Source organism: Candidatus Saccharibacteria bacterium oral taxon 488 (genome assembly GCA_010202645.1).
Lineage (GTDB): Bacteria > Patescibacteriota > Saccharimonadia > Saccharimonadales > Saccharimonadaceae > Nanosynbacter.
Map to the genome: position 1 here is coordinate 574,760 of CP047920.1, position 24,123 is coordinate 598,882.

Consider the following 24,123-nt stretch of genomic DNA (forward strand, 5'->3'; position numbering starts at 1 on the left):
ATTCATATAAATCATATTTATATGAAAGAAAGGAATTATATGACAAAACCAAAGAGTAGACATGCTTGGACAGTCAAGGTTGGCGAACGCGGGCAAATTGTGATACCCAAAGAGGCACGAGATATTTTTAATATCAAGCCTGGCGATACACTTATCATGCTCGGCGACAAGCAGCAAGGAATTGCTATTCCGACTAAGAATAAAGTCATTGATACAATCACCGCCGTACTCAATGATACGGAGATAAAATTATGAATGCAATCACCGCGACCAACTTAACAAAACGCTACGGTGACTTTGTCGCAGTCGACAGCCTTAATCTATCAATTGAAAAGGGTGAGTTATTTTCACTACTTGGTGTCAATGGTGCAGGTAAGACGACATTGATTAAAATGTTATCTTGCTTAAGCCAACCAACACAAGGTGATGCTATTTTACTCGGCAATAGTATTACCGAAAAACCTCAGGCAGTCAAACAGATGATCAACGTTTCACCGCAAGAAACTGCTGTAGCTGGTAATTTATCAGTCCGCGAGAATCTCGAACTGATTGCTGGACTCTACGGACAATCTGCTCATAACGCCAGTGAGAGCGCCTCACGTATGGCAAGCCAATTCAAGCTCGAAACTGTCGAACATAAAAAAGCTAAGCATTTGTCTGGCGGCATGCAGCGACGCCTGTCGATCGCCATGGCGCTCATCTCAAATCCAAAAATATTATTCATTGACGAACCAACGCTAGGTCTTGATATTTTTTCGCGCCGTGAGTTATGGGAGGCGATCCAGTTGCTCAAAGGTACAGTGACGACGCTGTTGACAACTCACTATCTCGAGGAAATTGAAGCATTGTCTGATCGTGTCGGCGTTATGGCGCGCGGCAAGCTCGTGGCGATCGGTACAGTAGCAGAACTGCAAAAACAAACCAATACACGCACTCTCGAGGATGCGTTTGTCGCACTTGTAGGAGGTATTCGATGAGATCATTACTATTTGCTAAACGCTGTACAAAAGAAGTTGTACGCGATCCGATCAATCTATTCTTTGGATTAGTCTTTCCACTCGTTTTGCTTGGACTGCTCTCTATTATAAATGCCAGCATTCCCGCCGAAGCCAATAATACTATGTTTGCCATCAAAAATTTGGCACCAGGTATCGCAATGTTCGGTACGGCATTCCTAGCACTATTCTCAGGTATGCTCCTAGCAAAAGACCGAACTTCATCATTCCTGATGCGTCTGTTTACCTCGCCTATGACAGCCCGAGATTTTATCATTGGATACACAATTCCGATGATTATCATTGCTACCATGCAGGCAGTGATTACCCTCGTTATCGCCTGCTGTATCGGGCTCGACTTTTCAGTGCATATTATTGGGGCAATCGTTATTACAACGGTAACGTCGCTTCTATTTGTTGGATGTGGGTTATTCTTCGGCAGTCTCATTAACGAGCGAGCAGTTGGCGGTATATGTGGCGCCCTGCTCACCAATGTCGCTGGCTGGCTGTCGGGCGTATTTGTCCCGGTTGATCTCATCGGCGGTGGCTTTAAAATGGTTGCGGAAGCACTGCCATTTTACCACAGTGTTGCCGCCATTAAAGGCAGTATTGAGGGGAATTGGCAAGTCATCACACCACATCTACTGATTGTTTTGTGTTATACCACCGTTATCTTTACACTCGCTATCTATATCTTTCGGCGAAAGATGACCGGACGAAACACCTAATTTATCTGGATCTGGCACCCTAGAATTCAACTATTCATAACGAAAGCCGCCCTTTATCGGCGGCTTTTGTAACAATTGTGGTGCGCGAGGCGGGAATCGAACCCGCACGACTTTTGGTCAAGGGATTTTAAGTCCCTCGCGTCTACCAATTCCGCCACTCGCGCCTACCCGTAGTATACTATATTTATGCGGCAAATTGTACACATCCACGGCGGCAATACGTTCAATAGTTATGCGCAATATCTTGAGACACTCAAAAATGACTCCATTCGGTACGAGCGACTGCTCTACACACCAATATGGCGTAAATGGTTGGCCTAAACATAAATGATGCTGGTCTTGTTGACCGACATGCCAAACTCGATTTACTGTTTCAAAAATTATTCTATTCAATTAGACAAACTGTCTGTAGATTATCCCCATTTTACATACTACATCTGAAATGCCGTTATCCAAAAACATATCGTGGATATAAGTGAAATCGGAGTCATAACATATTTTTCTTTCCTACTTTTTGAAATCATATTCATAATAGTATTCAAAGATAGGTAAGCGGCAAAGAAGAAACAAATATATTTAGTAACCCCAAAAGACAACCATAAAGGAATAAAACCTCCAGCTTGCAAAATAATTATCATTGCAAAAATTTGAATAGCCACCGAAATAGCTGCCATAACTCTCAATTTCTTAGGCAAGATTTTATGTTGTCCGCCCATAGTAAATTCACCCAAAGGCAAACCGCAAGCAACAAGAACTGTCATAGTTGCTATAACTCCAAATAATACCGCACCTAATATTGAAAACATAAATCAATATTCTCCCTTCGCAAAATACAAAAATTCAGTTGCAAATTCAACTTTATTTCACTCAATATTTTCACTTATACTATAGCTCTCCAAGAGAGCTTTTATCGACAATCCTGGAGGCACGTACGAGAGTCGAACTCGTCTAAAAGGTTTTGCAGACCTCTGCGTAACCGCTCCGCCAACGCGCCACTTTACTCATTATAGCAAACTATAGTTGTTCTTTGAACATTTCATAGAACTCACCACGTTTGGCAATCAACTCGCTGCACGATCCCTGCTCGACAATTCGACCATCTTTCATAAAGTAAATTGTATCAGCTTTTTTCACGGTGCTTAGGCGATGGCTGATAGTGATGATCGTTTTATCTTTTTGCTTGAAGAGATGACGGAAAATCCGTGCCTCAGCCGCCGCATCAACAGCGCTGGTCGGCTCATCCAAAATAACAATTGGTGCATCACGGTAAAAATTACGCGCCAACGCCAGCCGCTGCCATTGTCCACCGGACAGGTCCACGCTTCTGTCATCACCGTCATCCATCATCCACTTGTCAACGTAACTATCTCCGCCCTTTGGTAACTTCTTCACGAAATCATCAGCTTCCGCCTGCCTGAGTGCGGCCGCCAACCGTCGCCGATCTAATCCACGAGAAACATCGCCGTACCACACATTTTCATGAGCCGTCGCAAAATCATAGCGAATAAAGCTCTGGCTTAGCACGGCTAATTTCTGATGCCAATCAGCTGTATTCACCTCGCGAAGATTCTGTCCATCAATCAAAATCTCGCCGCCAGTCGGTTGATACAATCCCGTCAATAATTTCACCAGCGTGGTTTTGCCTGCGCCATTCTCACCGACGATCGCCACATGCTGACCGCACTTAATATCTAGTGACAAACCCTTGAGTACGAGATTTTTGCTACCTGGATAATGAAACTTGATATTACTAATCGTAATCGATTTGTCTACACTAAGCGGTAGGCTTGGCTTGATATTTACCAATGGCAACTCCATAAACCGCTGGTAATCAGCCATATTTATCACCTCCTCATCGATGGAGTTATATATTGAAATCAAACTATCAACGCTACCAAGTACTCGACCCACCATTTGTTGTACCAATACAAACTGACCAATCGACTGGCGATGCGCAATAATTTCTAGTGTTACCCACACCAGCGCCACCACTTCTGCAGCTGCCTGCAGTGCCTCGCCACCAAGCCGCTTACCCATAAAGCTGCGCTCATATTTAATCATCTGTAATTGATCCTTATCACGTAGCGCAGCCCGCTCTGTTAACAGATGCTTGACAATGCCATACAATCGTAATTCAGCAACATTCTCTGGCCTACTCACCACATATTCGATCCACCACATACGCCGCCTGACATTAGTGTTTTTGCGCCAATAGTTTGATGTCAAACGAGATAGCCGGAACTGAACGATACCACTAGGGATGATAGCCACGACAAGTAACAGGCCCAGCCACCAACCAACTGATGAGATAATCCATAACCCTATCACTAACGAGATAATATTTGTCACGATGTTAGTTAGGCGTGAAAACAGATACGAAAATGAACCGGCAAAGCGCTTCGCTCGATCAAACATATCAATTGTCGCCGGGTCATCATAACGCCAAAAATCCAGTCCATGAAGCCGTGCATACATCTGATCGTTAATACTCGATTCTAGCTGGTAACGCATTAACTGCTCAAAATAGGCTTGCACAATTCCCCAAAAACTCATGACCACGCCAAGCACCACTGTAATAATTACGTACACGAGTAGCTGCTGCGAGTCACCACCACCGGTATATGCCTCTGTCAATGCGGTGGTTGTTAACGCTGCAAAATATGTTGTTGCGAGCGGTAATGATGCCGTCAATATCGCTCCAACCGCTTGAATAATGATAGTACGCGGTGATGTCTGCCAAACTGCTACGAGGGCACTAATAAGTGTTTTAACAATCTGACGAGCTTGAGGTCTCTCAGTTTCTGACACGTCCAACATAGTGATGTACAATAATCCCATTTGGTGCGAGCGAGAAGACTTGAACTTCCACGAACTTGCGTTCACTAGCCCCTCAAGCTAGCGCGTCTACCAATTCCGCCACGCCCGCACGACTGTCATCATTATACCTGACCCTACGGTGTTTTGTAAACTGAATCTTGGCGAACCGTCCAGTAGATCACGTCGGCGAACCGATCGGTGGGATATACCAACCGCATTGACTTATCAAGCGCCGACACGGAACGCAAGTGAATGTAATCCAGTTGCACTTGATATAATGCGAGGGCTGGCACATCGGACTGCCAATGCTTGGTAAATGTTTGGTATTTGCTAACTCGTTGCTTGGCGTTTTGTTTGGTGCGACCAGCCGCGAGGGCATCATCGGCCACCGCGCTGTTATAGTTAGCAAAATTGAGACCACCTTGATTGGCCTGTGATGAATGCCAGTAGGCAAAGACATCGGCATCACCACCCAGTACCAACTCATACAGTAGTACATCAAAGCCACGCGGCCGCAGGACGGACTGCAAAACGTTCTGCGAGGCATCATTTGGATCAACCACCCTTAGGTCAACGGTGATATGTAGCGTTTCCTGCCAGACTTTTACGAGTTCACGCGCAATAGTTTCAAAATCAGAGCCCTTGAGTGTCACGAACGACAATTGCAAAACCTGCTCGCCCTTTTTGCGCTGATTACCGACTACTTTCCATCCTTCTTCGTCCAGTAATTTTTTCGCTGCTTCTGTGTCATACGGCAAACGACCGGCCAGTTGCCCATCCACTTGGTCGTCAAAAATTGGGCCATGCAGTAGCTTCTTGGCAAAGGCAAACTTCTCACGCAGTGCTTGGGTATTAATCGACTGGACCAGTGCTTGTCGAACTTTGCGCGAACTCACCATTTCGCTCTGGGTGTTAAATAATGCGTAGACACCATCGTTAATAGCGTACGACCGCGAGGCATACATATGACGGATCTGGTCTGACTGAGCCATGTATGACAACTCCGGTGTCGCCATAATTTCACTCGTCTTGAGACCTTTGGTGATCTCGTCCCGCGTCGGATATACATACAGCTGAAAGCGATCCAGCTTTGGCGCACCATGATGATACTGTGAGTTCGCCACGAGATGAAGCACTTTTTTCGACCCTTCAGCATTGGCATTCTGTAGAATCCGCATAGCAAACGGCCCAGAAGTTACGGGCGACTTACCATAACCATGCTCGCGTAGCTCAGCCGGATTAACTTCACTGAGGCTGTGTTGAGGCAAAACCGGAAAGGTGAGGGCGTGCATGAACGGTGCGTACGGGGCCGGCAGGGTAAATTGCACTGTCCGCTCGTCAACCTGCTTGACGTTGATCGACTGCCAACCAGTAATTGACGATTGTGTCCGTGCATCCTTGAGTAGATTAACAGTAAACACCACGTCGCGAGCATCCAGTGGCGCTCCGTCTGACCACTTGAGATTACGGCGCAATTTGACCGTGTACTCAGTCTCGGCCTCATTGACTGTGACTGACTCAGCGAGGTCCCCCTTGATATGTCCGGTCGTATCATAATTATAAAGACTCGCAAACATCAGTCGGGCCGCCGACTTTTCGGCACTACTACGAGCAAAGATTGGGTTCAGCGTCTCTAGCGGACCTAGTACGCCCTCTGAATATGACCCACCGCTAGCCGGCGCATTATTATTGGCATACAATTCGCGAAACGACAGCCACTGCACCATACTGACCGTAATTAACAAAATAACCAGAAAGATCCATCCCAAGACATGTCGCTTGACTCCAGCCAAATGTTCGAGGCGCAAGGAGATAAACGTATGCGCGTGACGCAGGGTCGTCTTGGTTAGTTTCTGCGCCCGTCCATCGAGGTCTTTCGTTGTGAAGTCCAGCCGCAGAAATTTTTTCCAAGATGATTTTTTTGTGTCCAAGGCGCGCTCCTAGCCCTTCAGACTCGGCAACACCAAACTCGCCAAGATCGACAGCACGAACACAACAGCAAACACAATAGTCACATCAAACAAGTTCTTGTCAAAACCTCGCCGCGTGGTGAACAGCTCGCCCGACGAACCAAAGCCTGCGCCCAAGCTAGCACCACGCTGCTGCAATAATATGGCAATGATCATCAAAATGGCTGATCCTAATGTGACATACGGCAAAATAGTATCAAGTGACATGCTTTCTCCTTATTCTGGCGCCGGCTTGATAACGAAGGCGCTACTTACTATATAGTTTACCAGACTGAGTATGATTCCGGCAAGAATTGACGAGCCAAAACTCATGGATAATCCCGGCGCCAGCGCCAATGATATATATACCATGATGCCATTCACCACCAGCGTAAATAAACCGAGCGTGAGCAAGATCGCCGGTAGTGATAAAATGACAACGATTGGTTTTAAGATAGAGTTGACGATCGAAAAGATGAGGCCAGCGAGGACAAACGTTGCCGTCGTCTCGACCACTGGCTCACTCGTCCCGAGAAGCCGCACCGCCACCCAGATACCAACAGAATTAAGTACCCACCTAACAAAAAATATTGCAAATTGTCGTCTCATGACTACATTTCATTATATCATAATGCTAGCAGACGCCATCGACTACCTTGCGCTCAGTACTTTTAATGTGCAGCTGGAGCTGCTGGCGACTACTCGTCCCCTCAATGCAGATCGCGGCCGGCGTCGAACCAGACGGCGGGATTGTCCGTACAGTGATTACGATGTCTGGTGAGCCACTCTTGAATGACTGCGGCAATGTCGTTGGGTATGACCCTTTGAAGTTTTTTTCCTGCTCCGCCGCTGATAGCGCATTCTGTAGATCTGACGTTATGGCTTTACGTACCGTCTCTTTGCGCCAGCCATTATAGCTGACGAGACCGATACCCGCCAAGATGCCGATAACCACAACGACAATTAGTATTTCTATGACGGTAAATCCATACTTGCGACTCATACTTATGATGATAGCATAAGCATAATCTTTTTCGCTAGCTCTTTACCTACAATTTTTTCGAGATCAGTCAGCGGGGCGTTCCGTATATGATTGATGCTACCAAACTTTTTCAGCAATTTCGCACGGGTTTTTGGCCCCACGCCAGGAATTTCCTCCAGCTGGTTTTTCGTTTGCTGCTGACGCTTCAGCGTGGTGTGATAGCTCACCGCAAAGCGGTGCGATTCGTCGCGAATACGCTGGAACAGTTTGACGATGTCAGTTGTTGCGAGAGCATTCTCATCCGCCTTCGAGTATTCTTTATAATTTTGCTCAATGCTAGCTCGTAAGTTTTTTGAATGCGAGCCGGCGTTGCGCTGACTCGGGTGTAAATTCACTATATAAGCATCGCCGTCTTCGTGAATCGCGATATCTGCCCGTGGCTGCGACTGGATCTGTTTGATAAACGCCATATCAATCTGCGAACCAATTTTATGTACCAACAACTCTTCCTCACGCTTGGCGATGCTGATGATCGGCACGGTGACACCACGCTCATCACGCGCTCTGATGGCCGCCGCTAGTTGACCTTTACCGCCGTCAATCAGTAGCAGATCGGGACGACCCCAGCTTTTTAGATGACGCTCGCTCAGCCGGCGAAAAATCGTCTGATGGATATTACCCGTGTCATCATTTTTCTCACTAACTTTGAATTTGCGGTACTCTGCCCGGTCGCTCGCGCCATTGGTAAATACCACCATACTGGCGACAACCTGCTGGCCACTCATATGCGAAATGTCATAGCCCTCAATGCGCGCTGGGATATCTTTTAGACCCAATAATTTTGCCAATTCAGCCAGCGCCTTGTCCTTAGAAATATCCAAAAACTCTTTGTCGCCAAAACAAACCCGCCGCTGCAACTCCTGCATGGCGCGCAGCTTATTGCGAAGATCAGCCGCCCGCTCAAAATCATGCAGCCCAGCCGCCGTTTTCATGTCGCGCTCCAGCTCGGCGGCGATGGCTTTACGATTACCCTTGATATAGCTGATGAGTTTGCGTAGATTAGCTTTGTATAGCTCCGGCCCATCACTCAGCCGCGGACTCAAACCCAAATCTTCATCCAACTTCGACTGCCCCGGTCGCCTCTGCCTGGTCAAATACGGAAACACTCGCCGCAAATAGCGTAAAGCTTTTTTCAGAGCAAAGCCATTATAAAACGGGCCAATATATTCCGCGCCGTCATCGGCTGGATTACGCGTAAAACTGACAGTCGGCCACTCACTTTTCATGTCGATTCGCACATACGTTTGCGATTTATCATCACGCAGCAGCACGTTGTAACGCGGCATATAACGTTTGACCATTTCGCTCTCAAGGAACAGTGCATCAACTTCGCTCTCGGTCTCAATCCAATCAGTATCAGCAATTTCCGCCACCAACGCCATGGTTTTATTGTCCCGCCCGCGCGAATCCTGAAAATATTGGCGCACGCGGTTTTTTAGCACCGCCGCCTTGCCCACATAAATAATCTCGCCGCTAGCAGACTTGTGAAAATAGACACCGGGAGTGCGCGGTAGGGTTTTAAGTTTTTGCTGCAACCGTTGATTCACAGTATCATTATAACTTATACAGACAGTCAAGCCTTACCGACGATGCCGCTTAGTACGCCATCCAGCTCACCCTGAGCAAGTCGTATCGCCCACTCTTGACGCTCAAGGAATGATAGCAATCCAGCCTTTAGCCCAAACCAGCCTAACTTTTTTCTAGCTTCGGCAACTTTTTTGATTGTTCCCTGAACGTATAATACTGATCACGACAATCTTGCGGAATATCTGAAATTTTGTGGTTTGGCATTATAACATTTACTAATTCCTCAACCTTCTCTGTGTCCTTTGGACGCCAGCCAGTAATTGAACGACATCCGTACGCTCCTAATTGAGCAATTGGATTAAGGATAGCGCATACTGTCTCGCCATCTTTCTTCACAAGCCACTGATCAAGACTAGATGAAGGAATTTCCGTCTCAATACCGCCAAGGCGCCAGTATAGACGACCTTCATCATCAATATAACGATCACCGACGAAATCAAATATACCACGACGATTTTTTTTGTATGGATTAAGTCCAAAGGTTGAAATTACTAACTTATCACCGATAGCATCGGTCATTTCCCGCTGACAACCCTTCACAACAACCTTATCTGTGCTTTGCACTAATGTATCAAGGTCTCGCACCGTACCATTTTCACGTAAACACGGTAAGCACACACCGCCAGGCAGATACACAACGTGATTGTCCCAATCAATTTCGGCAGCGTTGGTAACTGCATGCAGACCCAGCCCGCCGACAACGCTATACGAGACTTCGCAATCTTCCATTCTGTCATGAATGCTGTGTTCTACCAGCAGTGGGTATATATTTTCTGAAACTTCACTCATACTATAGTCCTTGTCCGCCTATTGTAAATCATTTGCCTTAGTTATATCAAGTAAATACCCTTCCAAAAACTCACTCCACTCCGGCACATCCTTTTCGCGGAAATAGGCACGAAGGAAATCAACCATAACGTGCTGGCGCTTCCCTGCTTCTATTCGCCCCGGCTCCGTTAGCATCAAGCTTTTTAGCTTCAGCAGCTTTTCAAAGAAGTGATTGATGAAGCCGTCGGTATCATGCGTGTTGCCGCTAACGTCGTATTCGTGCGCCGCTAGATCAACATTTGACCAAACCGCGGGGTCAAAAATCCGCCCACCGTGATGGCAGGCATACATCAACCCTCGCTCAATCCCAACCGCACCAATAGCATCGCACATGTCAGCGTCAGACACCAGCTGCCCCGCCAGCCGCCGCGGCTGCTGGCCGTTCAGCCGTTTGCTATAACCAATCGCCGCAATATTTTCTAATACCGCCTGGCATAAGTCAGCGGCCACTCCCGCCTCCGCCATACTATTGACCGCGTTCGTCAATTTCTCTGCCTGCGCTTTGCCGACTAATTTGTAATCATCAACGTCATGCAACCAAGCCGTCAATAGCACTTCGTACAGATCCACTGGCTCGCTGCATTCGCTAGCAAAACGCTCCGCCAGCAGCGCCACTCGCTCAACGTGATCATCAGCATGACCCGATGGGTCGCCGCCTAATATATCACGCACTTTATTTTTTATTGTCTCAAGTTGAGCTATTTGCCGTTCGTCCATAAGCTTATTGTAGCACCTACGCAGGCCTCAACCCGCTAAGCTATTTTCATTTTAGCCAAGAGGCGCTATAGTAGTGATGTGAAAACAACTGTGAAAAGAAAAGTACCTGAATTTATCAAGCGATCACTGGGACGAATTCCACGATTACCAACGCCAGAACCCATTTGGCAATTAGATAAAATCGACGAGAGCCTGACGCCAAATATGCGAGCGCTGCGGATGACGATGACAATCGCCGAGGAATTATTAGCAATGGGGGTGGCTGCTCGGGACGTGGTACATATGGCGCTAGGGATCACTGGCACATACTGCAGGCGACGGGTTCATATTGATATCAGCTCAACGCTCATTACCATATCTCAAGATCGCGGTACCGAACGTGAACCACTCACATTAGTGCGGACGATTACCTTAAAATACGTTAATTACCAGACAATTCAGGCATTGCAAAACCTCGCCCTCACAATCCGTGACCATCATTTACCACTGGCCGAAGCTGAAAAACGCACTGAGGAATTATTAGCAGGCTCACGAGAGCACTCGCGCTGGATCGTCTGCCTAGCAGGCGGTAGCGTGTCAATGGGCGTGGTGATTTTATTTAACGGCTCGATCCTGATGAGCGGACTGGCGTTTGTGATGGGCTTTGTGGCGACGGCGACGATGAGGATTCTGGACAAATGGGGCCTCGCAACATTTTACCTGCAAATCATTACCGCACTCCTAATCACCCTGGCGGCGGGTGCTGCCCAGTGGCTGAATGGCTGGCTGGGCTGGCAAGTTGATACGACGATGCTGGTGATCAGCGGTATCGTGCTGTTGGTGGCGGGGCTGATGATCGTTGGCGCTTTTCAGGATGCGATTGATGAATATTATGTAACAGCAAATGCCCGACTGCTGCGGGTAACTATGGCGACGATGGGTATTGTTGTCGGTGTAATGACCGGGCTATATATTATTCAGCGATTTGGGATTAGCTTTCCGGCTACACCAGATCGGCTGGGGCTAGCGGCAGATATACGAGCGCAATACTTGGGGGCGCTGATCATTGCCGCAGGTTTCGCGGCTGGCAATCACGCGCGTTTGTTCGGAATGCTGATTGCCGGCGGTGTCGGTGTGTTGGGGTGGTGGATATCGAGTGCACTCGTTGGGCCGCTCGGAGTCGTTATCGCAAGTGGCGTTGCTGCAACAGTTGTTGGACTGATGTCGGTGCTATTATCCCGACTATGGCGCTTTCCTTCAGTGGCCATTATCGCTGCTGGCATCGTGCCGCTGGTGCCGGGCTTATCGCTCTACAACGGCTTGATGGGGGTGATCGAAAATCCACCGACCGACCCTGAATTTTTACTGTCCCTAGCGATATTGGCGCGAGCTATCATGATCGGCGTGGCCATCGCCATCGGTGCATCGCTTGGTAATATGATCGGCCGACCAGTACGGCGCGGTATGATTCGCTGGTATAATAAGCTCCTGCGACGACGAGAGATAAAAGTTCAATAAAGTACGCGCAAATTTTATTTCAAGACTACACACTCGTCGCCCAGTGTCTGACGCAGCTGACTCATGAGCTGATCGCCAGCCTCAACACGAAACGGCATGCGCATGGCAGACTTATTTGCCTCACCCAGCACCAACACCACGTCAGTCGCACCAGCGTATTCGGAGCAGAGCGACTTGAGTGCTACTAGTTTATCATGGTCGCTCGGGTTTTTGATATGAAGAAATAGCTTTTCTGTCTCGGGCACGGCGTGCGTGGCTGCTGGATGCGGTGGCGTGTTTGTCGTGTCGGCCGGTGTTGACTTCATGTTCGTCCCTTTCGCTGTCGATACTCGGGCCGCACCTGCTCGCTGAGTCGTTTGAGTTCGGAACGCTGTACGCCGCTCTTGCTTGACTTTATTACTCATTCTTGGCGCTTCCATTTTACGGCCAGTTGACTGATACTGCCGGAGGTCATCGTCAGAAATCAGTTCAATTTCATCAGCAATCATCTTGCTCTCTGAGCCCAAATTACCATCCCGATCACGGGCTGAGTTTTTGCCGGTCACCCGAATGACAGCGTCCTGGACGAGCTTGGCGCCGACTTGCTCATACAAATTCGGAAAAACGATCACTTCGCCCTCACCAAACTTATCTTCGATCCCGACGAATGCCATCTTGCTGCCTGACTTGGTAACGATGGTGCGCACCGTCGTGATAATACCGCCGATCGTCATCAGGCGACCGTCGTATTCTGGCACCAGCTGCGTTAATGGCTGCGCTTGCTCACTCAGATATGTTTCATACGCATCGAGTGGATGCGCCGAAATATACAGCCCCATCAGCTCGCGCTCCCACATCAACCGCTCTTTGTTGGTATGTTTGGCCGGCGCTGGCTGTAGCTGCATCGTTGGCTGAACATTAGCCGACTCATCACCAAGCATACCAAACAGGTCAGTCTGCCCCGACGCGGCCTCTTTCTGAGTTTTTTGAGCAAAGGCGACAATGGTGTCAAGATTAAACAACAGGTCAGACCGATCACCAAAGCTATCAAAGGCACCAGTTTTGATCAGCGACTCCCAAGCCTTGCGGTTAAACTTGCCGGTCGACACTCGCTTGGCAAAATCTTCGACCGACTTGAACGGGCCATCAGCCTCGCGAGCACGAATAATTTCTTCCACCGCACCGACACCAACGCCCTTGACCGCCGCCATGCCGAAACGAATCTTCTTTTCACCAGGCACCACCGCGAACTCGACGAATGACTCATTGACGTCCGGGTTGAGCACTTCAATACCCATGTGCTTACACTCAGTCATCTCGATGGCCAGGCGCTCGGTGTCGTCCTGATCACTAGTCATCAGCGCCGCCATGAACGCGTCAGGATAGTGCGCCTTGAGATACGCCGTCCAGTAGGCAATCAAGCCATAACACGCCGCGTGCGACTTATTGAAACAGTAGTTAGCAAATTCCTCCAGCGCGTCCCAGAATTGCTCGGCAATTTCCTTGGTTGCGCCACCGACCTTGACTGCGCCCTCGACAAATTCCGGCTTAACCTTTTTCATCAGGTCAATTTTCTTTTTACCCACCGCTTTACGCAAGGTGTCGGCTTGGCCGCCAGTAAAGCCGCACCACTCTTTGGAAATCTGCATAAACTGCTCCTGATAGACCAAGATGCCGTACGTATTCTTCAGCGAGTTTTCCATACCGGGGTGTAAGTAGGTAATCTCTTCCTCGCCATGTTTACGTTTGATGAATGAGTCGATAAACTGCATCGGGCCCGGGCGGTACAAGGCCACCATGGCGATGATGTCTTCAAAGACACTTGGTTTGAGCTCGCGCAAGTACCGCTTCATGCCAGCCGACTCCAACTGGAACACGCCAGTGGTATCACCGCGCTGGAATAATTTGTAGGTTTCTTCATCATCCAGCGGCAGCGTTGATAAATCTATTTCCGTTTTATAGACTTTACGAATAATACGCAGAGCGTTGTTAATGATGGACAGGTTAGACAAGCCCAAAAAGTCCATCTTCAGCAGCCCCAGTTCCTCAACCGGGCCCATTGGATACTGCGTTGCCACCACACCCTTTTGCGCCATCTCGAGCGGTACGTATTTCACCAAATCATCCGGCGCGATCACCACACCAGCAGCGTGCACACCGTGTGAGCGAATGGTTCCCTCCAGCTGCGAGGCAAAGTCATAGACAGTTTTGGCGGTCGGGTTGCTTTCGTATTCTTTCTTGAGATCAGGGTCTTCCTCCAGCGACTTTTTGATGGGTACATGACGACCCTGCACAGGCGGTGGAATGAGCTTGGCCAGCCGATCAGACTCGCCATATGGCACCTGCAGCACCCGCGCCACGTCACGCACCGAAGCACGCGCCGCCATGGTACCAAAGGTACAGATGTTAGCCACTCGTTCTGAGCCATATTTCTTGGCACAATATTCGATCACCTCGCCGCGGCGCGTATCTTGAATGTCGATGTCGATGTCGGGCATGGAAATACGGTCGGGGTTGAGAAATCGCTCAAACAGTAGGTCGTAATGCAGCGGGTCAAGGTCGGTGATGTTCAGGGCATAGGCGATGATTGAGCCAGCCGCTGAACCGCGCCCCGGCCCAAAGATAATCCCCTGAGATTTGCCCCAGTTGATAAAATCCTGGACGATCAAAAAATAGCCGTTGTAGCCCATGTTGTCGAGCACGCCAAATTCCATGTCCAGTCGCTCAATTTGATCATCAGACAGCATGGCGCGCAGCTCGTCGTTTGGCAATTTCTTGGCGTCCTCCAGCTTCATGCCAGCGTAGCGCGCCGCCATACCGCTATACACCAGATGATCTAGATATTCTTTCTCGGACTCACCGTTTGGCGTTGGGAATTTCGGGATGAGAATATCGCCAAGTTTAATTTCTACGTCACACCGATCGGCGATGGCTTTGGTGTTGGCGATTGCCTGCGGATTGGTGGTTTGCCACCGCGAAATGATGTCTTCTGGTGTGGTCAAATGCAGCTCAAAATCCTTCAAGCTCATCCGCTTTTCATCACTCAAATACGCACCAGTACCGACGCATAGCAAAATCTCATGCGCCTCTTGGTCTTCGTGATTGAGGTAATGACCGTCGCTGGTCACCACACACGGAATATCCAGTTCCTCGCTGATGCGCTCAATGTAATCATTGACCTTTTTCTGTTCCGGCCAGTGGCTGCGCGCTTCGGGGTGGCCATGGTCTTGAAGTTCCATGTAGTATCGGTCGCCAAACACTGACTTGTACCAGCCAGCAATTTCCTTGGCCTTTTCATAATCATCATTGCGCAAATTCTCACCCAGCTCACCACCGATACAGCCGGACATACAGATAATACCTTCATTGTATTGCTCCAGTAGCTCGTGATCAATGCGCGGTTTATAGTAGACGCCTTCGAGGTTGGCGATGGTGCTAAGCTGCATCAGGTTTTGATAACCCTTGTGATTCATGGCCAGCAGCGTCAGGTGATAACGCGCCTTGTCCTTGGCCGGGTCGCGGTCGTGACGAGTGCGCGCCGCCACGTAAGTCTCGATGCCGATAATTGGCTTGATACCAACATTCTTGGCGGCTTTATAAAACTCGATCGCGCCCGACATCGTGCCGTGGTCAGTAATGGCACAGGCCTCCATACCCAGTTCCTTCACACGAGCCACCATGTCAGGAATTTTAGTCAGCCCATCCAGAAGCGAATGGTGGGTGTGATTATGTAGGTGCACGTAATCAGACGGCTGCAACGTAGCCGCGGCTTGAGCTGTCGTGTTTTTCGTAGCCATCATCATCTATGACGCTCTGGGCGTTACCTCCTATTTTCCTTACTCAGTATAGCATGTTAGCGCCGGCGCTGCATGGTATCAATCAGCTGGTTGAGAAAATCCGCCAGCGCTGGAAAGACGTCGGCAAACCGCCCCAGCAGCCAAGCTGACACCATGATTAGCACCGTTACGCCCACGAGGCTACCCATGCCAAAGAAAAAGCCGCGCCAAGAGTTTATCCAATAGATCTGCCGCCGTGATCGATGAAAATCAAAAAACAAGTCTTCAATCATTGCTTGCCGAGCGCCGTTTTCGTTATCACGCTTGATGCGATCAATGGCTCGGCGGGCTACCGAGGGACATGGGTCGGCGGCCTTCTTGTCCTCATGGCCACGTTCTCTTGACGATTTAGCTGGCGCCATTTTCCTCAAGCCGCTTGACCAGATATTCACGAAGGCTCGCACCAAGCTTCGGATCACGCATACCAAAATCGATCACTGTCTTGAGATACTCTAGCTTGTCGCCAGTGTCATAGTACGTGCCATTGGTAATTTCTACGCCATAAAAACTATGGCCGTCATCAATCATGCTCTGCATAATCGGCTGCACTGTAAATTCGCCGTGACCATCAAACGCATGTTTGGCCTTATCGAGATAGGTAAAGAACTCGCCCGGCAGCAGATAGCTACTGACGCTCGCGAGATCGGATGGGGCATTAGCTTTGCCTGGTTTTTCAACAATGTTCGTCATCTTGATCACACCGTCAGCAACCTGCTCACCGTTAACCACGCCGTAGCGATCAAATTCAGCATCATCAATAATCTTCTTGCACGATAGCACCGCGCCGTCTAATTTTTGCGCCGCAGTGATCATCTGGCGAAATCGGCTGGGACTAGCAGCGATAAAATCATCCGCAAACGTATAAATAACCGGCTCATCACCATTGATCAAATGGGCGGCGCAGGTCAACGGTGTGGCATTACCGTACGGGCCTTTTTGGCGGATATAGACAAAGTTGGCCATTTCTGACAAATTATTCACGATGTCAATCAGTGGCTGTTTCTTGGCGCCGCCCGCCCGTAGATTAACCAGCAGTTCCTCGTTCGGCCTGTCGAAATGATCCTCAATTGCTCGTTTGTTAGCGCTACCGATGATAATGATATCTTTGATGCCGGCTTCGACTAATTCCTCGACGACATACTGAATAATCGGCTTGTCGATCAGTGGCATCATTTCTTTTGGCATGGCCTTGGTCTGCGGCAAGAACCGCGTACCGAAGCCAGCGGCGGCGATGATAGCCTTGGTTGGTTTTTTCATGATAGTTCCTCCTGTCGTAGGTTATCTAAATAATCAAACAAAAGCGCGAATGGCCCTGTTACACATAAATCACCCGCCCGAGCGATAGCAAACAACTCTGCCGCTGAAACAAACCGTAGTTCAGCGCCCTGGCTGCTTTCAGCTTGATCAAGGTGAATTGTATCCTCATTGTACACGCAGTCAGTCGCCAAGTACACTGCGATCTTGATATTGATGTACGGCCCCTCATAGCATTCACCAATATATTCAAAGCGCCCTGGCGTGCAGCCGGTCTCTTCCACTAGTTCACGCCGCGCTACCATCTCTACTGCTTCACCCGGCTCCCCGTCACCGCCGGGAAAATCATAGAGCCATTTCTCAGGGCCAGCTCGAAACTGATAGGTCATAGCGATCTTGTTATCCGTCGTCACTGCCACCACCAACACTGACACTAGCTCCTCAGAAAAGAAGGTTGTAAACTCATGCTGTTCGCCATCCTCTGCTTGATACCGCTTGATGACGGCCGAGCGCTTGTACGCCTCGCCGACAGTCTGCGTGGTGGTTGGCTGAATACGCGTGAATGTTTTCATTACAGTCGCTCTCGGATTAGTTTCTGGGCGAGACTCGGGTTGGCCTGGCCCTTAGAGCGCTTCATGACTTGACCGACGAGGTAGCCGATAGCTTTGTCTTTGCCCGAGCGAATATCAGCGATGGATGCCGCCGAGGCTGGGTCATTCAATACTTCGTCAACGATGGCTACGATCACCCCCTCGTCAGATACCTGCAGCAAGTTCTTGATTTGAGCAATCTCACGCGGCCCCTGTTTGAGATATTGTTGGTCGAATAGACTAAGGAAAATCTCCTTGCCGCCAGTTGAACTGACCTCGTTATCCTCGACGAGCAGTGATAACTCTGTCAACCGACGCGGCCCGACATAGCCCTCTCCGATGAGATCCATATCAATCAACTCCTCCGGCGTCGAAGCAAACCAGTTAAAGATCCGCTTGACCAGCCGCTGATATTTTATCTTGTCAACTCCCAGCTCATCAAGAACAGCTTGCTCGTTATGCACCGTCAGCGTCTTGATAGCGTCAAGCAATATCGCGAGCGGCTGATGGCCGAGGATCGTCGTAATCACCGAATGATCCAACCCCAGATCAGCCCAACGCTCGCGGCACTCGCCCGGCATCAGTGGCATATATTCCTGCATACCGGCGATTTCCTCGTCAGTCAAAACAATCGGCGGGACATCCGGATCAGGCATGTAACGATAATCCTGGGCATCCTCTTTCGAGCGTTGTGAGGTAGTGATTTGCTGGTCATCGCTCCAGCCACGGGTTTCCTGCACCACTGATTCACCGCGCTCCAGTAGGTCAACTTGGCGCTTGAACTCGTATTCAGCGGCACGCTCGACGCTGCGGAATGAATTGAGGTTCTTGACTTCCGCGCGCTTGCCCAGCTCTGTCGCGCCTTTCTTGGCCACCGAAATATTGACATCAAACCGCATATTGCCATGATATAAATCACCGTGCGTCACACCTGCATACACCATCAATTTGTGCAGTTCCGAAGCGTACGCCTTGGCCTCCTCGGCAGAGTGAATATCCGGCTCAGAAACGATTTCGATCAGCGGTGTACCAGCGCGGTTGAGGTCGACCAATGAATAGCCGTCGTGGTGCGTCAACTTGCCAGCGTCCTCTTCCATGTGCGCATGATGAATCCGCACCCGCTTGAGCGAACCGTCTTCTAGCGGCGCGTCAACATAGCCAGCCAAAATAATCGGTTGGTACATTTGCGATGTCTGGTAGCCCTTTGGCAAGTCAGGATAGAAATAATGCTTGCGATCAAACCGGCTAACGCGAGCAATCGGCGCATTCAACGCTTTACCGGCGCGCACCGCCAGCTCGACGGCATACTTATTCAACACCGGCAGCATGCCCGGCAGACCAAAGTCAATCTCGTGCGTTTTTTCGTTCGGCTCAGCATTACGCGCGTCATTATCAGCCGGGCTGAATAGCTTGGTTTTGGTCGCCAGCTGGACGTGACACTCGATGCCGATAGTCATTTCATATTCATCATATACACTCATCATAACGCTCCCAAATCTTTTAGTGCTTGTTCAAATGCGGCCATTGCCCGCTTGAATGTCTGGGTGGTGATGGTGACTCGACTTTCGTGGGCAATTTGATTACGCAGTTTATGTGCCGACCAAATCGCGTCCTCATGTGTCCACAGACCACGCCGCGCCTTGAGTCGTTCACCCATCGTCGTGCCACTAACGCCATATTCGCGCATCGCCCGGTCGAGCAACTTGTCAGCTTTGATAATCGCCATCTGCAGGCTATCGGGGTTATTTGTATCGGCCACACGCTGCACCGCCTGCCAGACTTTTCGGTATAGTTCCCGGTCGAGCTTCTCCGTTTGTTTTGACGTCAACTGAATGAATAGCATCAATAGGCCACCGATCACCAGCGCCGCTACCACCAGTGCGATCAACAATCCATCCATCAGAGGACCTCCACTTCCGCCGCCAGTTTCAGCAGGCTTCCGTCCGAACGGTAATTACCAACTAGCTGCACGCCGATCGGTAATCCTTCGTCATTATTTCCAGCTGGCACAGAAATTGCCGGCAGTCCAGCTAGACTAGCTGGTACAGTCATGATATCAGATAGATACATCTTGATCGGATCGCTAGTGTTCTCGCCAAGTTTGAATGCTGGTGTTGGTGCCGTCGGCATCAATAGTGCATCATACTGAGCGAATAATCTAGTGAACTCGTTGATGAGCAGCGTGCGCGCTTTTTGCGCCTGCATGTAGTAAGCGTCAAAGAAACCGCTCGACAACACGAAACTACCGATCATAATCCGCCGCTTATTCTCCGTCATAAAACCTTCGTTGCGACTACGACCGTACAATTCCGCTAGCGTTTTTACCTCGGCCGCTCGGTGACCATAGCGCACGCCGTCATAGCGCGCCAGATTTGACGATAATTCTGCCGGCACAATAATATAGTACATCGCCAGCGAATATTGCATCATGTCCAGATCTACTTCTTCAATTTCATAACCCAACTGTTTCAGTTTTTCAGCATAGTCAAGCGTTTTCTGGCGCACCGCCGCGTTCACATCGTCAGTCATACATTGCTTAACCAAACCAATCTTTTTCTTTCTAAAGCCTGGCTGGTTCCGCCAAAAGTCAGGCAGCGTCGTCATGTCTTTATCATCGCGGCCCGCCATAATCTCCATCACCAGATTAGCATCATCAGCGTTCGTGGTGAAACAACCGATTGTATCTGTACTCGATGCCATGGCTACCACGCCGTAACGGCTGACCGCACCGTAGGTTGGCTTGACACCGACCACACCGTTAAAGCTGGCCGGCTGACGAATCGAACCGCCAGTATCGGTACCTAGCGCAAACGGTACCACGTCAAGTGCTGTCACTACCGCCGAACCACCCGATGAACCACCAGCCACTCGAGTTTTGTCCGCAGCGTTTTTAGTCGGACCAAAGGCTGAATTTTCCGTCGAACCACCGTGAGCAAAGGCGTCCAGGTTGGCCTTGCCGATGCAAATTGCACCTTCAGCTTCTAGCTTTTCAACGGCTGTTGCCTGGAGCGGCGCCTCAAAATTCTCGAGCATTTTTGAAGCAGCAGTCGTCGGCGCCCCAAAGGCTAAGAAATTATCTTTTACCACAAACGGCACGCCAGTCAGCCGCCCAGAAATTTCACCCTGATCAACCTTGGCTGCTCGCTCCAGCGCCCGTTCTTCCGTTAAACTCAACAATGCGTGATAATCTTCAACTTCGCGCGCTCGCCGCAGTGCTTCTTTAACATTTTCGACTGCGCTCTTTCCGGTAAAATCACTAATCCGACTCATTACAATACCTGCGGCACTTTCACTTGATTATTCTGTTTCTCAGGCGCCATCTCAAGCAGCTTTTCTGCAGGAATACCCAGCTGAATCTCATCTTCGCGCCAGACATTCTCTAGTCCCGTCACTTGGTAAGTTGGCTCCACGCCCGCCGTATCAAGCTCGCCGAGCTGCTCAATATAGCCAATTATATTTTCCAAATCTTGGCGCAGTCCATCAACTTCATCATCGGCTAATGCCAGACTACTCAAACTCGCCAGGTGCTGAATATCACTGGTAGAAATAGTTGTCATGCAGTCTATTATAGCACTGTCTCGAGGAAAACCTAATAACTCAGCAGCCGCGGCGAATGGAGCGTCACCATCTGTGGTAGGCCATACCTACTGATCCCAGAACCAAGCGATAACCCACCGCGGTTCCAGCCGATAGCTGCCGCCGTTGCTGCATCGGTTGCCGCATTTGGTGCGTCTGGTCGTTCAATATAACTAATCTTGTTGGCACCACGATCTGCCACATATACTCGACCATCCGGGCCACGTAAAACTTGTCCTCCGCCATCGCCACCAAAGCCAGGACCCATCCAGCTAGGTTGATTCGGCACTGACGAGTTTGGTAGAGAGTCGGCAACCGCACAGTCCCTGAAATGCTCACAGCTAGTGAAGCCGATGAATCGCTCGCTCGCTTTAATAGTGCTACTATTACGACTTGTTATATCATAGCGGAATAATTCACCAATATATAACTTCGAGACGTAGACGTGGTCACCATTTGGCGAGAAATCAGCAGCATATCCTAAGCTACTGTCAAGTGGGTTGTTGTTATGCACGCCAACTGACCAGTGAGCTATTGGTGTCATATTGGTATCAGCCCCAGATATATCAAATACGTGTAATACTCCAGCGTTACCATTACGATTTGGACAGGCACTACCACCCATAAACACTAACATTTTGGTAGCCTCGTTGTTAAAGTTAATTGAGCCGAATCCCGTTCGCGAAGGACTTGATGGATTTGGTTGCACGATACACGGCTGAGCCGGGCCAGACGGTACATTATATACTGCTGCATTTGGTGTCTGAATAGTTGCTCCGTTGTCAGTCGAGAAAATATTGAAGGCATAGACTTGATTCGGCGAACCCGGCCGATAGGTATACACCACCGCACCATTTCCCGCATTATTCGGCACGGCATTCATCGCCTCGCCAGAATAGTTGCGCGAAAAACTGCCCGCCATGCCAATGGACATGTTCTTTTTCGTCACTCGTCCGAGTGGATCATTGGTAAAATCAACAACGTGGTAGTATAACGTACCGAATTTTGCCCGCTCACGACCATTTGCCGAGTTTGATACTACGAGATACTTAGATTCCTCTTTGTTGATTGGAAAGGCAACCACTGCCTGCGTACCAGTACGCGAGCCACACAATCCCTGTGGTGATTCACTATAGTATGCCGTTTGACCATCGTCACATGTTGGATTGCCATCGGGAGCCGAGCTATCAACCTGCATAATATTCCGTGCCGAGTTCCAGATACGAAGTCCGTCGGAGTAGAATTTCAAATTACCATTACGATCGGAAATTGTCGTTAGACCCTCATGGGATGGGCCACTTGAGTGTGTTGGATGAGGGTGTGGCGTCGGTTTATTTGACCCGCCCACACCAAAATCAAGGCAGACTGACCCACCGATACACCACCAACGCTTACTGGCGCGCGTTCCCTTAAAATCAACTTCCGGGATAGCTTGCTGGCGTGAATTGTAAATATAGGTTTTATACGGGCGGCCATCAGATTTTCGGATCAACTCAAGGTAACCCTTGACATCAGCACGCCGCGGGTTAGTTGTTGAGGTGTATTCACCAATAAAATACGAACGTAATTTGTCATTACGAAATACGTCAATCGCCGTACCATTGCCGCGGCAATCGGTACCTGGACGCACGCCCGAGGCAATGGCACTGTCATGACCACGACTGATACATTCATTCATCCGCACCACGCCTGCCTCAGCCGCTTCACGCGCCAGCTGATTATAATACTGCTCCATCAAGGCATTAGCTGCTGCCGACGCCAGCTGGAGACCAGCCAACAAAATCAGCAGCAGCATAATGCTCGCCACAAGGACGGTCGGCAAGACGAACCCACCGTCCTTATCCCACCCAGACGCTTTGTTAGTCACATCCAACTCCGTACTTATCGCACATTGTCGAACGAATGTTGCGCTGCACGTTGGTTCTAGTGTATGTCGACCCGGTATCGTGTACTTGGACGGCTGCCGTAATCGCCCCGGCGACCAGCACTGCTCCGGTTGCACCCAGCAAAATCAGAGACATCGTCTTAGATGTGTTACGGCCAGAAATAATCCCCTTGAGCATCCACAATGTCGCGCCGATTACACCTAGTGCCAGGAGATATGGCACAAACTCGGCGAGATATAGCGCACCATACACCCTATCGGCACTGCCCGCACCGATAAACAGCAGTGAACTAATGAGAACTGTTATTATTTTTGCTACAAGCACTATTGCTGGAATTATCAATGCACCAAATGCGCCGTATGTTACTACTTTATACGCTGTCCGGCTAGTGTAGTTGTTGCGGTCCGAGATAGCCCGTGAGACACGACCAAATGTGATGAGCGCAACAACTGCAAATAGCGTTGCCAATACACCCGCCATGACGATACCCGTCCCTGGTGTCACCATATTTATTGACAATATGTCAGCCAACCAGCCACCAATCGAAGTCGAAGTCGTTGTTGTTGCACCATTGACCTTCACCCAAGCGCCAAACAACGCCACCAATACCTGCGCAAATAACAACGCTGAAACGACTGTTGATACCATCGCCAGCAGATATTCAAATGTCAGCCACTTTGCCTTGCCGCGATTTGGATCAACTGTAGCCTGAGGGTAATACGCCGTTGGCTGTGATGCATACTGTGGAACTGGCGGAACATCTGCGTCCTGTACCGGTTGCACCATCTCTGGTGTTGATGCTATTTTCTTTTGTGTCATAATTATTACCTCCGCTTATGCTA

The 24,123-nt window shown here is 49.5% G+C and carries 23 protein-coding genes and 3 tRNA genes; 4 read left to right on the plus strand and 22 right to left on the minus strand.

The window, feature by feature from the left end; translation table 11 throughout:
• The first annotated feature begins 39 nt into the window (after positions 1–39).
• From GWK77_03120 to GWK77_03130, 3 genes are read left to right on the plus strand one after another with little or no spacing between them, the layout of a single operon-like run.
• Positions 40–255: an AbrB/MazE/SpoVT family DNA-binding domain-containing protein gene (locus tag GWK77_03120; protein ID QHU93144.1), complete on the plus strand. Its 216-nt coding sequence runs from the start codon at positions 40–42 to the stop codon at positions 253–255.
• On the plus strand, positions 252–977 hold the full coding sequence (locus GWK77_03125; protein QHU93145.1) for an ATP-binding cassette domain-containing protein: 726 nt from the start codon (positions 252–254) through the stop codon (positions 975–977). The genes GWK77_03120 and GWK77_03125 overlap by 4 nt, the downstream gene beginning before the upstream one ends.
• The gene (locus GWK77_03130; protein ID QHU93146.1) at positions 974–1,723 is read left to right on the plus strand and encodes an ABC transporter permease; all 750 of its coding nucleotides are present in this window, start codon (positions 974–976) and stop codon (positions 1,721–1,723) included. Before GWK77_03125 ends, GWK77_03130 begins: the two co-directional genes overlap by 4 nt.
• Before the next feature lie 78 nt (positions 1,724–1,801).
• Here the strand turns inward: GWK77_03130 and GWK77_03135 are convergent.
• From GWK77_03135 to GWK77_03190, 12 genes are all read right to left on the minus strand, one after another.
• Positions 1,802–1,887 (minus strand) — tRNA-Leu (locus GWK77_03135).
• A 267-nt stretch (positions 1,888–2,154) separates the two neighbouring features.
• The gene (locus GWK77_03140; GenBank protein ID QHU93147.1) at positions 2,155–2,529 is read right to left on the minus strand and encodes a hypothetical protein; all 375 of its coding nucleotides are present in this window, start codon (positions 2,527–2,529) and stop codon (positions 2,155–2,157) included.
• Between the two features lie 114 nt (positions 2,530–2,643).
• Positions 2,644–2,717, minus strand: a tRNA-Cys gene (locus GWK77_03145).
• Positions 2,718–2,737: 20 nt separating this feature from the next.
• Entirely contained in the window at positions 2,738–4,540 is a 1,803-nt protein-coding gene (locus tag GWK77_03150) for an ATP-binding cassette domain-containing protein (GenBank protein QHU93148.1), read from the minus strand.
• A 22-nt stretch (positions 4,541–4,562) separates the two neighbouring features.
• Positions 4,563–4,649 (minus strand) — tRNA-Leu (locus GWK77_03155).
• A gap of 25 nt (positions 4,650–4,674) precedes the next feature.
• On the minus strand, positions 4,675–6,471 hold the full coding sequence (locus GWK77_03160; GenBank protein ID QHU93149.1) for a hypothetical protein: 1,797 nt from the start codon (positions 6,469–6,471) through the stop codon (positions 4,675–4,677).
• Positions 6,472–6,480: 9 nt separating this feature from the next.
• Positions 6,481–6,717, minus strand: a complete 237-nt coding sequence (gene secG / locus GWK77_03165; protein QHU93150.1) for a preprotein translocase subunit SecG — start codon at positions 6,715–6,717, stop codon at positions 6,481–6,483.
• 9 nt (positions 6,718–6,726) lie between these two features.
• Entirely contained in the window at positions 6,727–7,098 is a 372-nt protein-coding gene (locus GWK77_03170; GenBank protein QHU93151.1) for a phage holin family protein, read from the minus strand.
• A 25-nt stretch (positions 7,099–7,123) separates the two neighbouring features.
• Positions 7,124–7,492: a prepilin-type N-terminal cleavage/methylation domain-containing protein gene (locus tag GWK77_03175; protein QHU93152.1), complete on the minus strand. Its 369-nt coding sequence runs from the start codon at positions 7,490–7,492 to the stop codon at positions 7,124–7,126.
• Positions 7,493–7,494: 2 nt separating this feature from the next.
• Positions 7,495–9,078 carry a GIY-YIG nuclease family protein gene (locus GWK77_03180; protein QHU93153.1) on the minus strand — a complete coding sequence of 528 codons (1,584 nt, stop codon included), beginning with the start codon at positions 9,076–9,078 and terminating at the stop codon, positions 7,495–7,497.
• A 142-nt stretch (positions 9,079–9,220) separates the two neighbouring features.
• Positions 9,221–9,907 (minus strand): hypothetical protein, encoded by a 687-nt coding sequence (locus GWK77_03185; GenBank protein ID QHU93154.1) that lies wholly within the window; start codon positions 9,905–9,907, stop codon positions 9,221–9,223.
• A gap of 18 nt (positions 9,908–9,925) precedes the next feature.
• Positions 9,926–10,663 carry a phosphohydrolase gene (locus GWK77_03190; protein ID QHU93155.1) on the minus strand — a complete coding sequence of 246 codons (738 nt, stop codon included), beginning with the start codon at positions 10,661–10,663 and terminating at the stop codon, positions 9,926–9,928.
• A gap of 78 nt (positions 10,664–10,741) precedes the next feature.
• On the opposite strand from GWK77_03190, the gene GWK77_03195 reads away from it, so the two are divergent.
• A complete protein-coding gene (locus GWK77_03195; protein QHU93156.1) occupies positions 10,742–12,160 on the plus strand; it encodes a threonine/serine exporter family protein in 1,419 nt (472 codons plus the stop codon).
• 14 nt (positions 12,161–12,174) lie between these two features.
• On the opposite strand, the gene GWK77_03200 is transcribed toward GWK77_03195, so the two are convergent.
• The 10 genes from GWK77_03200 to GWK77_03245 are packed head-to-tail and all read right to left on the minus strand — an operon-like array spanning position 12,175 to position 24,100.
• Positions 12,175–15,936, minus strand: a complete 3,762-nt coding sequence (locus GWK77_03200; protein QHU93157.1) for a DNA polymerase III subunit alpha — start codon at positions 15,934–15,936, stop codon at positions 12,175–12,177.
• A gap of 56 nt (positions 15,937–15,992) precedes the next feature.
• Entirely contained in the window at positions 15,993–16,337 is a 345-nt protein-coding gene (locus tag GWK77_03205; GenBank protein QHU93158.1) for a hypothetical protein, read from the minus strand.
• On the minus strand, positions 16,324–17,232 hold the full coding sequence (locus GWK77_03210) for an NTP transferase domain-containing protein (protein ID QHU93159.1): 909 nt from the start codon (positions 17,230–17,232) through the stop codon (positions 16,324–16,326). The genes GWK77_03205 and GWK77_03210 overlap by 14 nt, the downstream gene beginning before the upstream one ends.
• Positions 17,229–17,801, minus strand: a complete 573-nt coding sequence (locus tag GWK77_03215) for an NUDIX domain-containing protein (GenBank protein QHU93160.1) — start codon at positions 17,799–17,801, stop codon at positions 17,229–17,231. Before GWK77_03215 ends, GWK77_03210 begins: the two co-directional genes overlap by 4 nt.
• On the minus strand, positions 17,801–19,303 hold the full coding sequence (gene gatB / locus GWK77_03220; GenBank protein ID QHU93161.1) for an Asp-tRNA(Asn)/Glu-tRNA(Gln) amidotransferase subunit GatB: 1,503 nt from the start codon (positions 19,301–19,303) through the stop codon (positions 17,801–17,803). The genes GWK77_03215 and gatB overlap by 1 nt, the downstream gene beginning before the upstream one ends.
• Positions 19,300–19,719, minus strand: a complete 420-nt coding sequence (locus GWK77_03225; GenBank protein QHU93162.1) for a hypothetical protein — start codon at positions 19,717–19,719, stop codon at positions 19,300–19,302. Before GWK77_03225 ends, gatB begins: the two co-directional genes overlap by 4 nt.
• Complete coding sequence (gene gatA / locus GWK77_03230; GenBank protein ID QHU93163.1) at positions 19,719–21,089, minus strand: Asp-tRNA(Asn)/Glu-tRNA(Gln) amidotransferase subunit GatA; 1,371 nt, start codon at positions 21,087–21,089, stop codon at positions 19,719–19,721. The genes GWK77_03225 and gatA overlap by 1 nt, the downstream gene beginning before the upstream one ends.
• Positions 21,089–21,376, minus strand: a complete 288-nt coding sequence (gene gatC / locus GWK77_03235; GenBank protein QHU93164.1) for an Asp-tRNA(Asn)/Glu-tRNA(Gln) amidotransferase subunit GatC — start codon at positions 21,374–21,376, stop codon at positions 21,089–21,091. The genes gatA and gatC overlap by 1 nt, the downstream gene beginning before the upstream one ends.
• A gap of 32 nt (positions 21,377–21,408) precedes the next feature.
• On the minus strand, positions 21,409–23,262 hold the full coding sequence (locus GWK77_03240) for a hypothetical protein (GenBank protein QHU93165.1): 1,854 nt from the start codon (positions 23,260–23,262) through the stop codon (positions 21,409–21,411).
• Positions 23,255–24,100 carry a hypothetical protein gene (locus GWK77_03245; protein ID QHU93166.1) on the minus strand — a complete coding sequence of 282 codons (846 nt, stop codon included), beginning with the start codon at positions 24,098–24,100 and terminating at the stop codon, positions 23,255–23,257. Before GWK77_03245 ends, GWK77_03240 begins: the two co-directional genes overlap by 8 nt.
• Positions 24,101–24,123 lie beyond the last annotated feature (23 nt).

Coding starts and splice junctions, on each gene's coding strand:
- GWK77_03120 (QHU93144.1), top strand. CDS start 40: ATGACAAAACCAAAGAGTAGACATGCTTGGACAGTCAAGGTTGGCGAA.
- GWK77_03125 (QHU93145.1), top strand. CDS start 252: ATGAATGCAATCACCGCGACCAACTTAACAAAACGCTACGGTGACTTT.
- GWK77_03130 (QHU93146.1), top strand. CDS start 974: ATGAGATCATTACTATTTGCTAAACGCTGTACAAAAGAAGTTGTACGC.
- GWK77_03140 (QHU93147.1), bottom strand. CDS start 2,529: ATGTTTTCAATATTAGGTGCGGTATTATTTGGAGTTATAGCAACTATG.
- GWK77_03150 (QHU93148.1), bottom strand. CDS start 4,540: ATGTTGGACGTGTCAGAAACTGAGAGACCTCAAGCTCGTCAGATTGTT.
- secG (QHU93150.1), bottom strand. CDS start 6,717: ATGTCACTTGATACTATTTTGCCGTATGTCACATTAGGATCAGCCATT.
- GWK77_03170 (QHU93151.1), bottom strand. CDS start 7,098: ATGAGACGACAATTTGCAATATTTTTTGTTAGGTGGGTACTTAATTCT.
- GWK77_03175 (QHU93152.1), bottom strand. CDS start 7,492: ATGAGTCGCAAGTATGGATTTACCGTCATAGAAATACTAATTGTCGTT.
- GWK77_03185 (QHU93154.1), bottom strand. CDS start 9,907: ATGAGTGAAGTTTCAGAAAATATATACCCACTGCTGGTAGAACACAGC.
- GWK77_03190 (QHU93155.1), bottom strand. CDS start 10,663: ATGGACGAACGGCAAATAGCTCAACTTGAGACAATAAAAAATAAAGTG.
- GWK77_03200 (QHU93157.1), bottom strand. CDS start 15,936: ATGGCTACGAAAAACACGACAGCTCAAGCCGCGGCTACGTTGCAGCCG.
- GWK77_03205 (QHU93158.1), bottom strand. CDS start 16,337: ATGGCGCCAGCTAAATCGTCAAGAGAACGTGGCCATGAGGACAAGAAG.
- GWK77_03210 (QHU93159.1), bottom strand. CDS start 17,232: ATGAAAAAACCAACCAAGGCTATCATCGCCGCCGCTGGCTTCGGTACG.
- GWK77_03215 (QHU93160.1), bottom strand. CDS start 17,801: ATGAAAACATTCACGCGTATTCAGCCAACCACCACGCAGACTGTCGGC.
- gatB (QHU93161.1), bottom strand. CDS start 19,303: ATGATGAGTGTATATGATGAATATGAAATGACTATCGGCATCGAGTGT.
- GWK77_03225 (QHU93162.1), bottom strand. CDS start 19,719: ATGGATGGATTGTTGATCGCACTGGTGGTAGCGGCGCTGGTGATCGGT.
- gatA (QHU93163.1), bottom strand. CDS start 21,089: ATGAGTCGGATTAGTGATTTTACCGGAAAGAGCGCAGTCGAAAATGTT.
- gatC (QHU93164.1), bottom strand. CDS start 21,376: ATGACAACTATTTCTACCAGTGATATTCAGCACCTGGCGAGTTTGAGT.
- GWK77_03245 (QHU93166.1), bottom strand. CDS start 24,100: ATGACACAAAAGAAAATAGCATCAACACCAGAGATGGTGCAACCGGTA.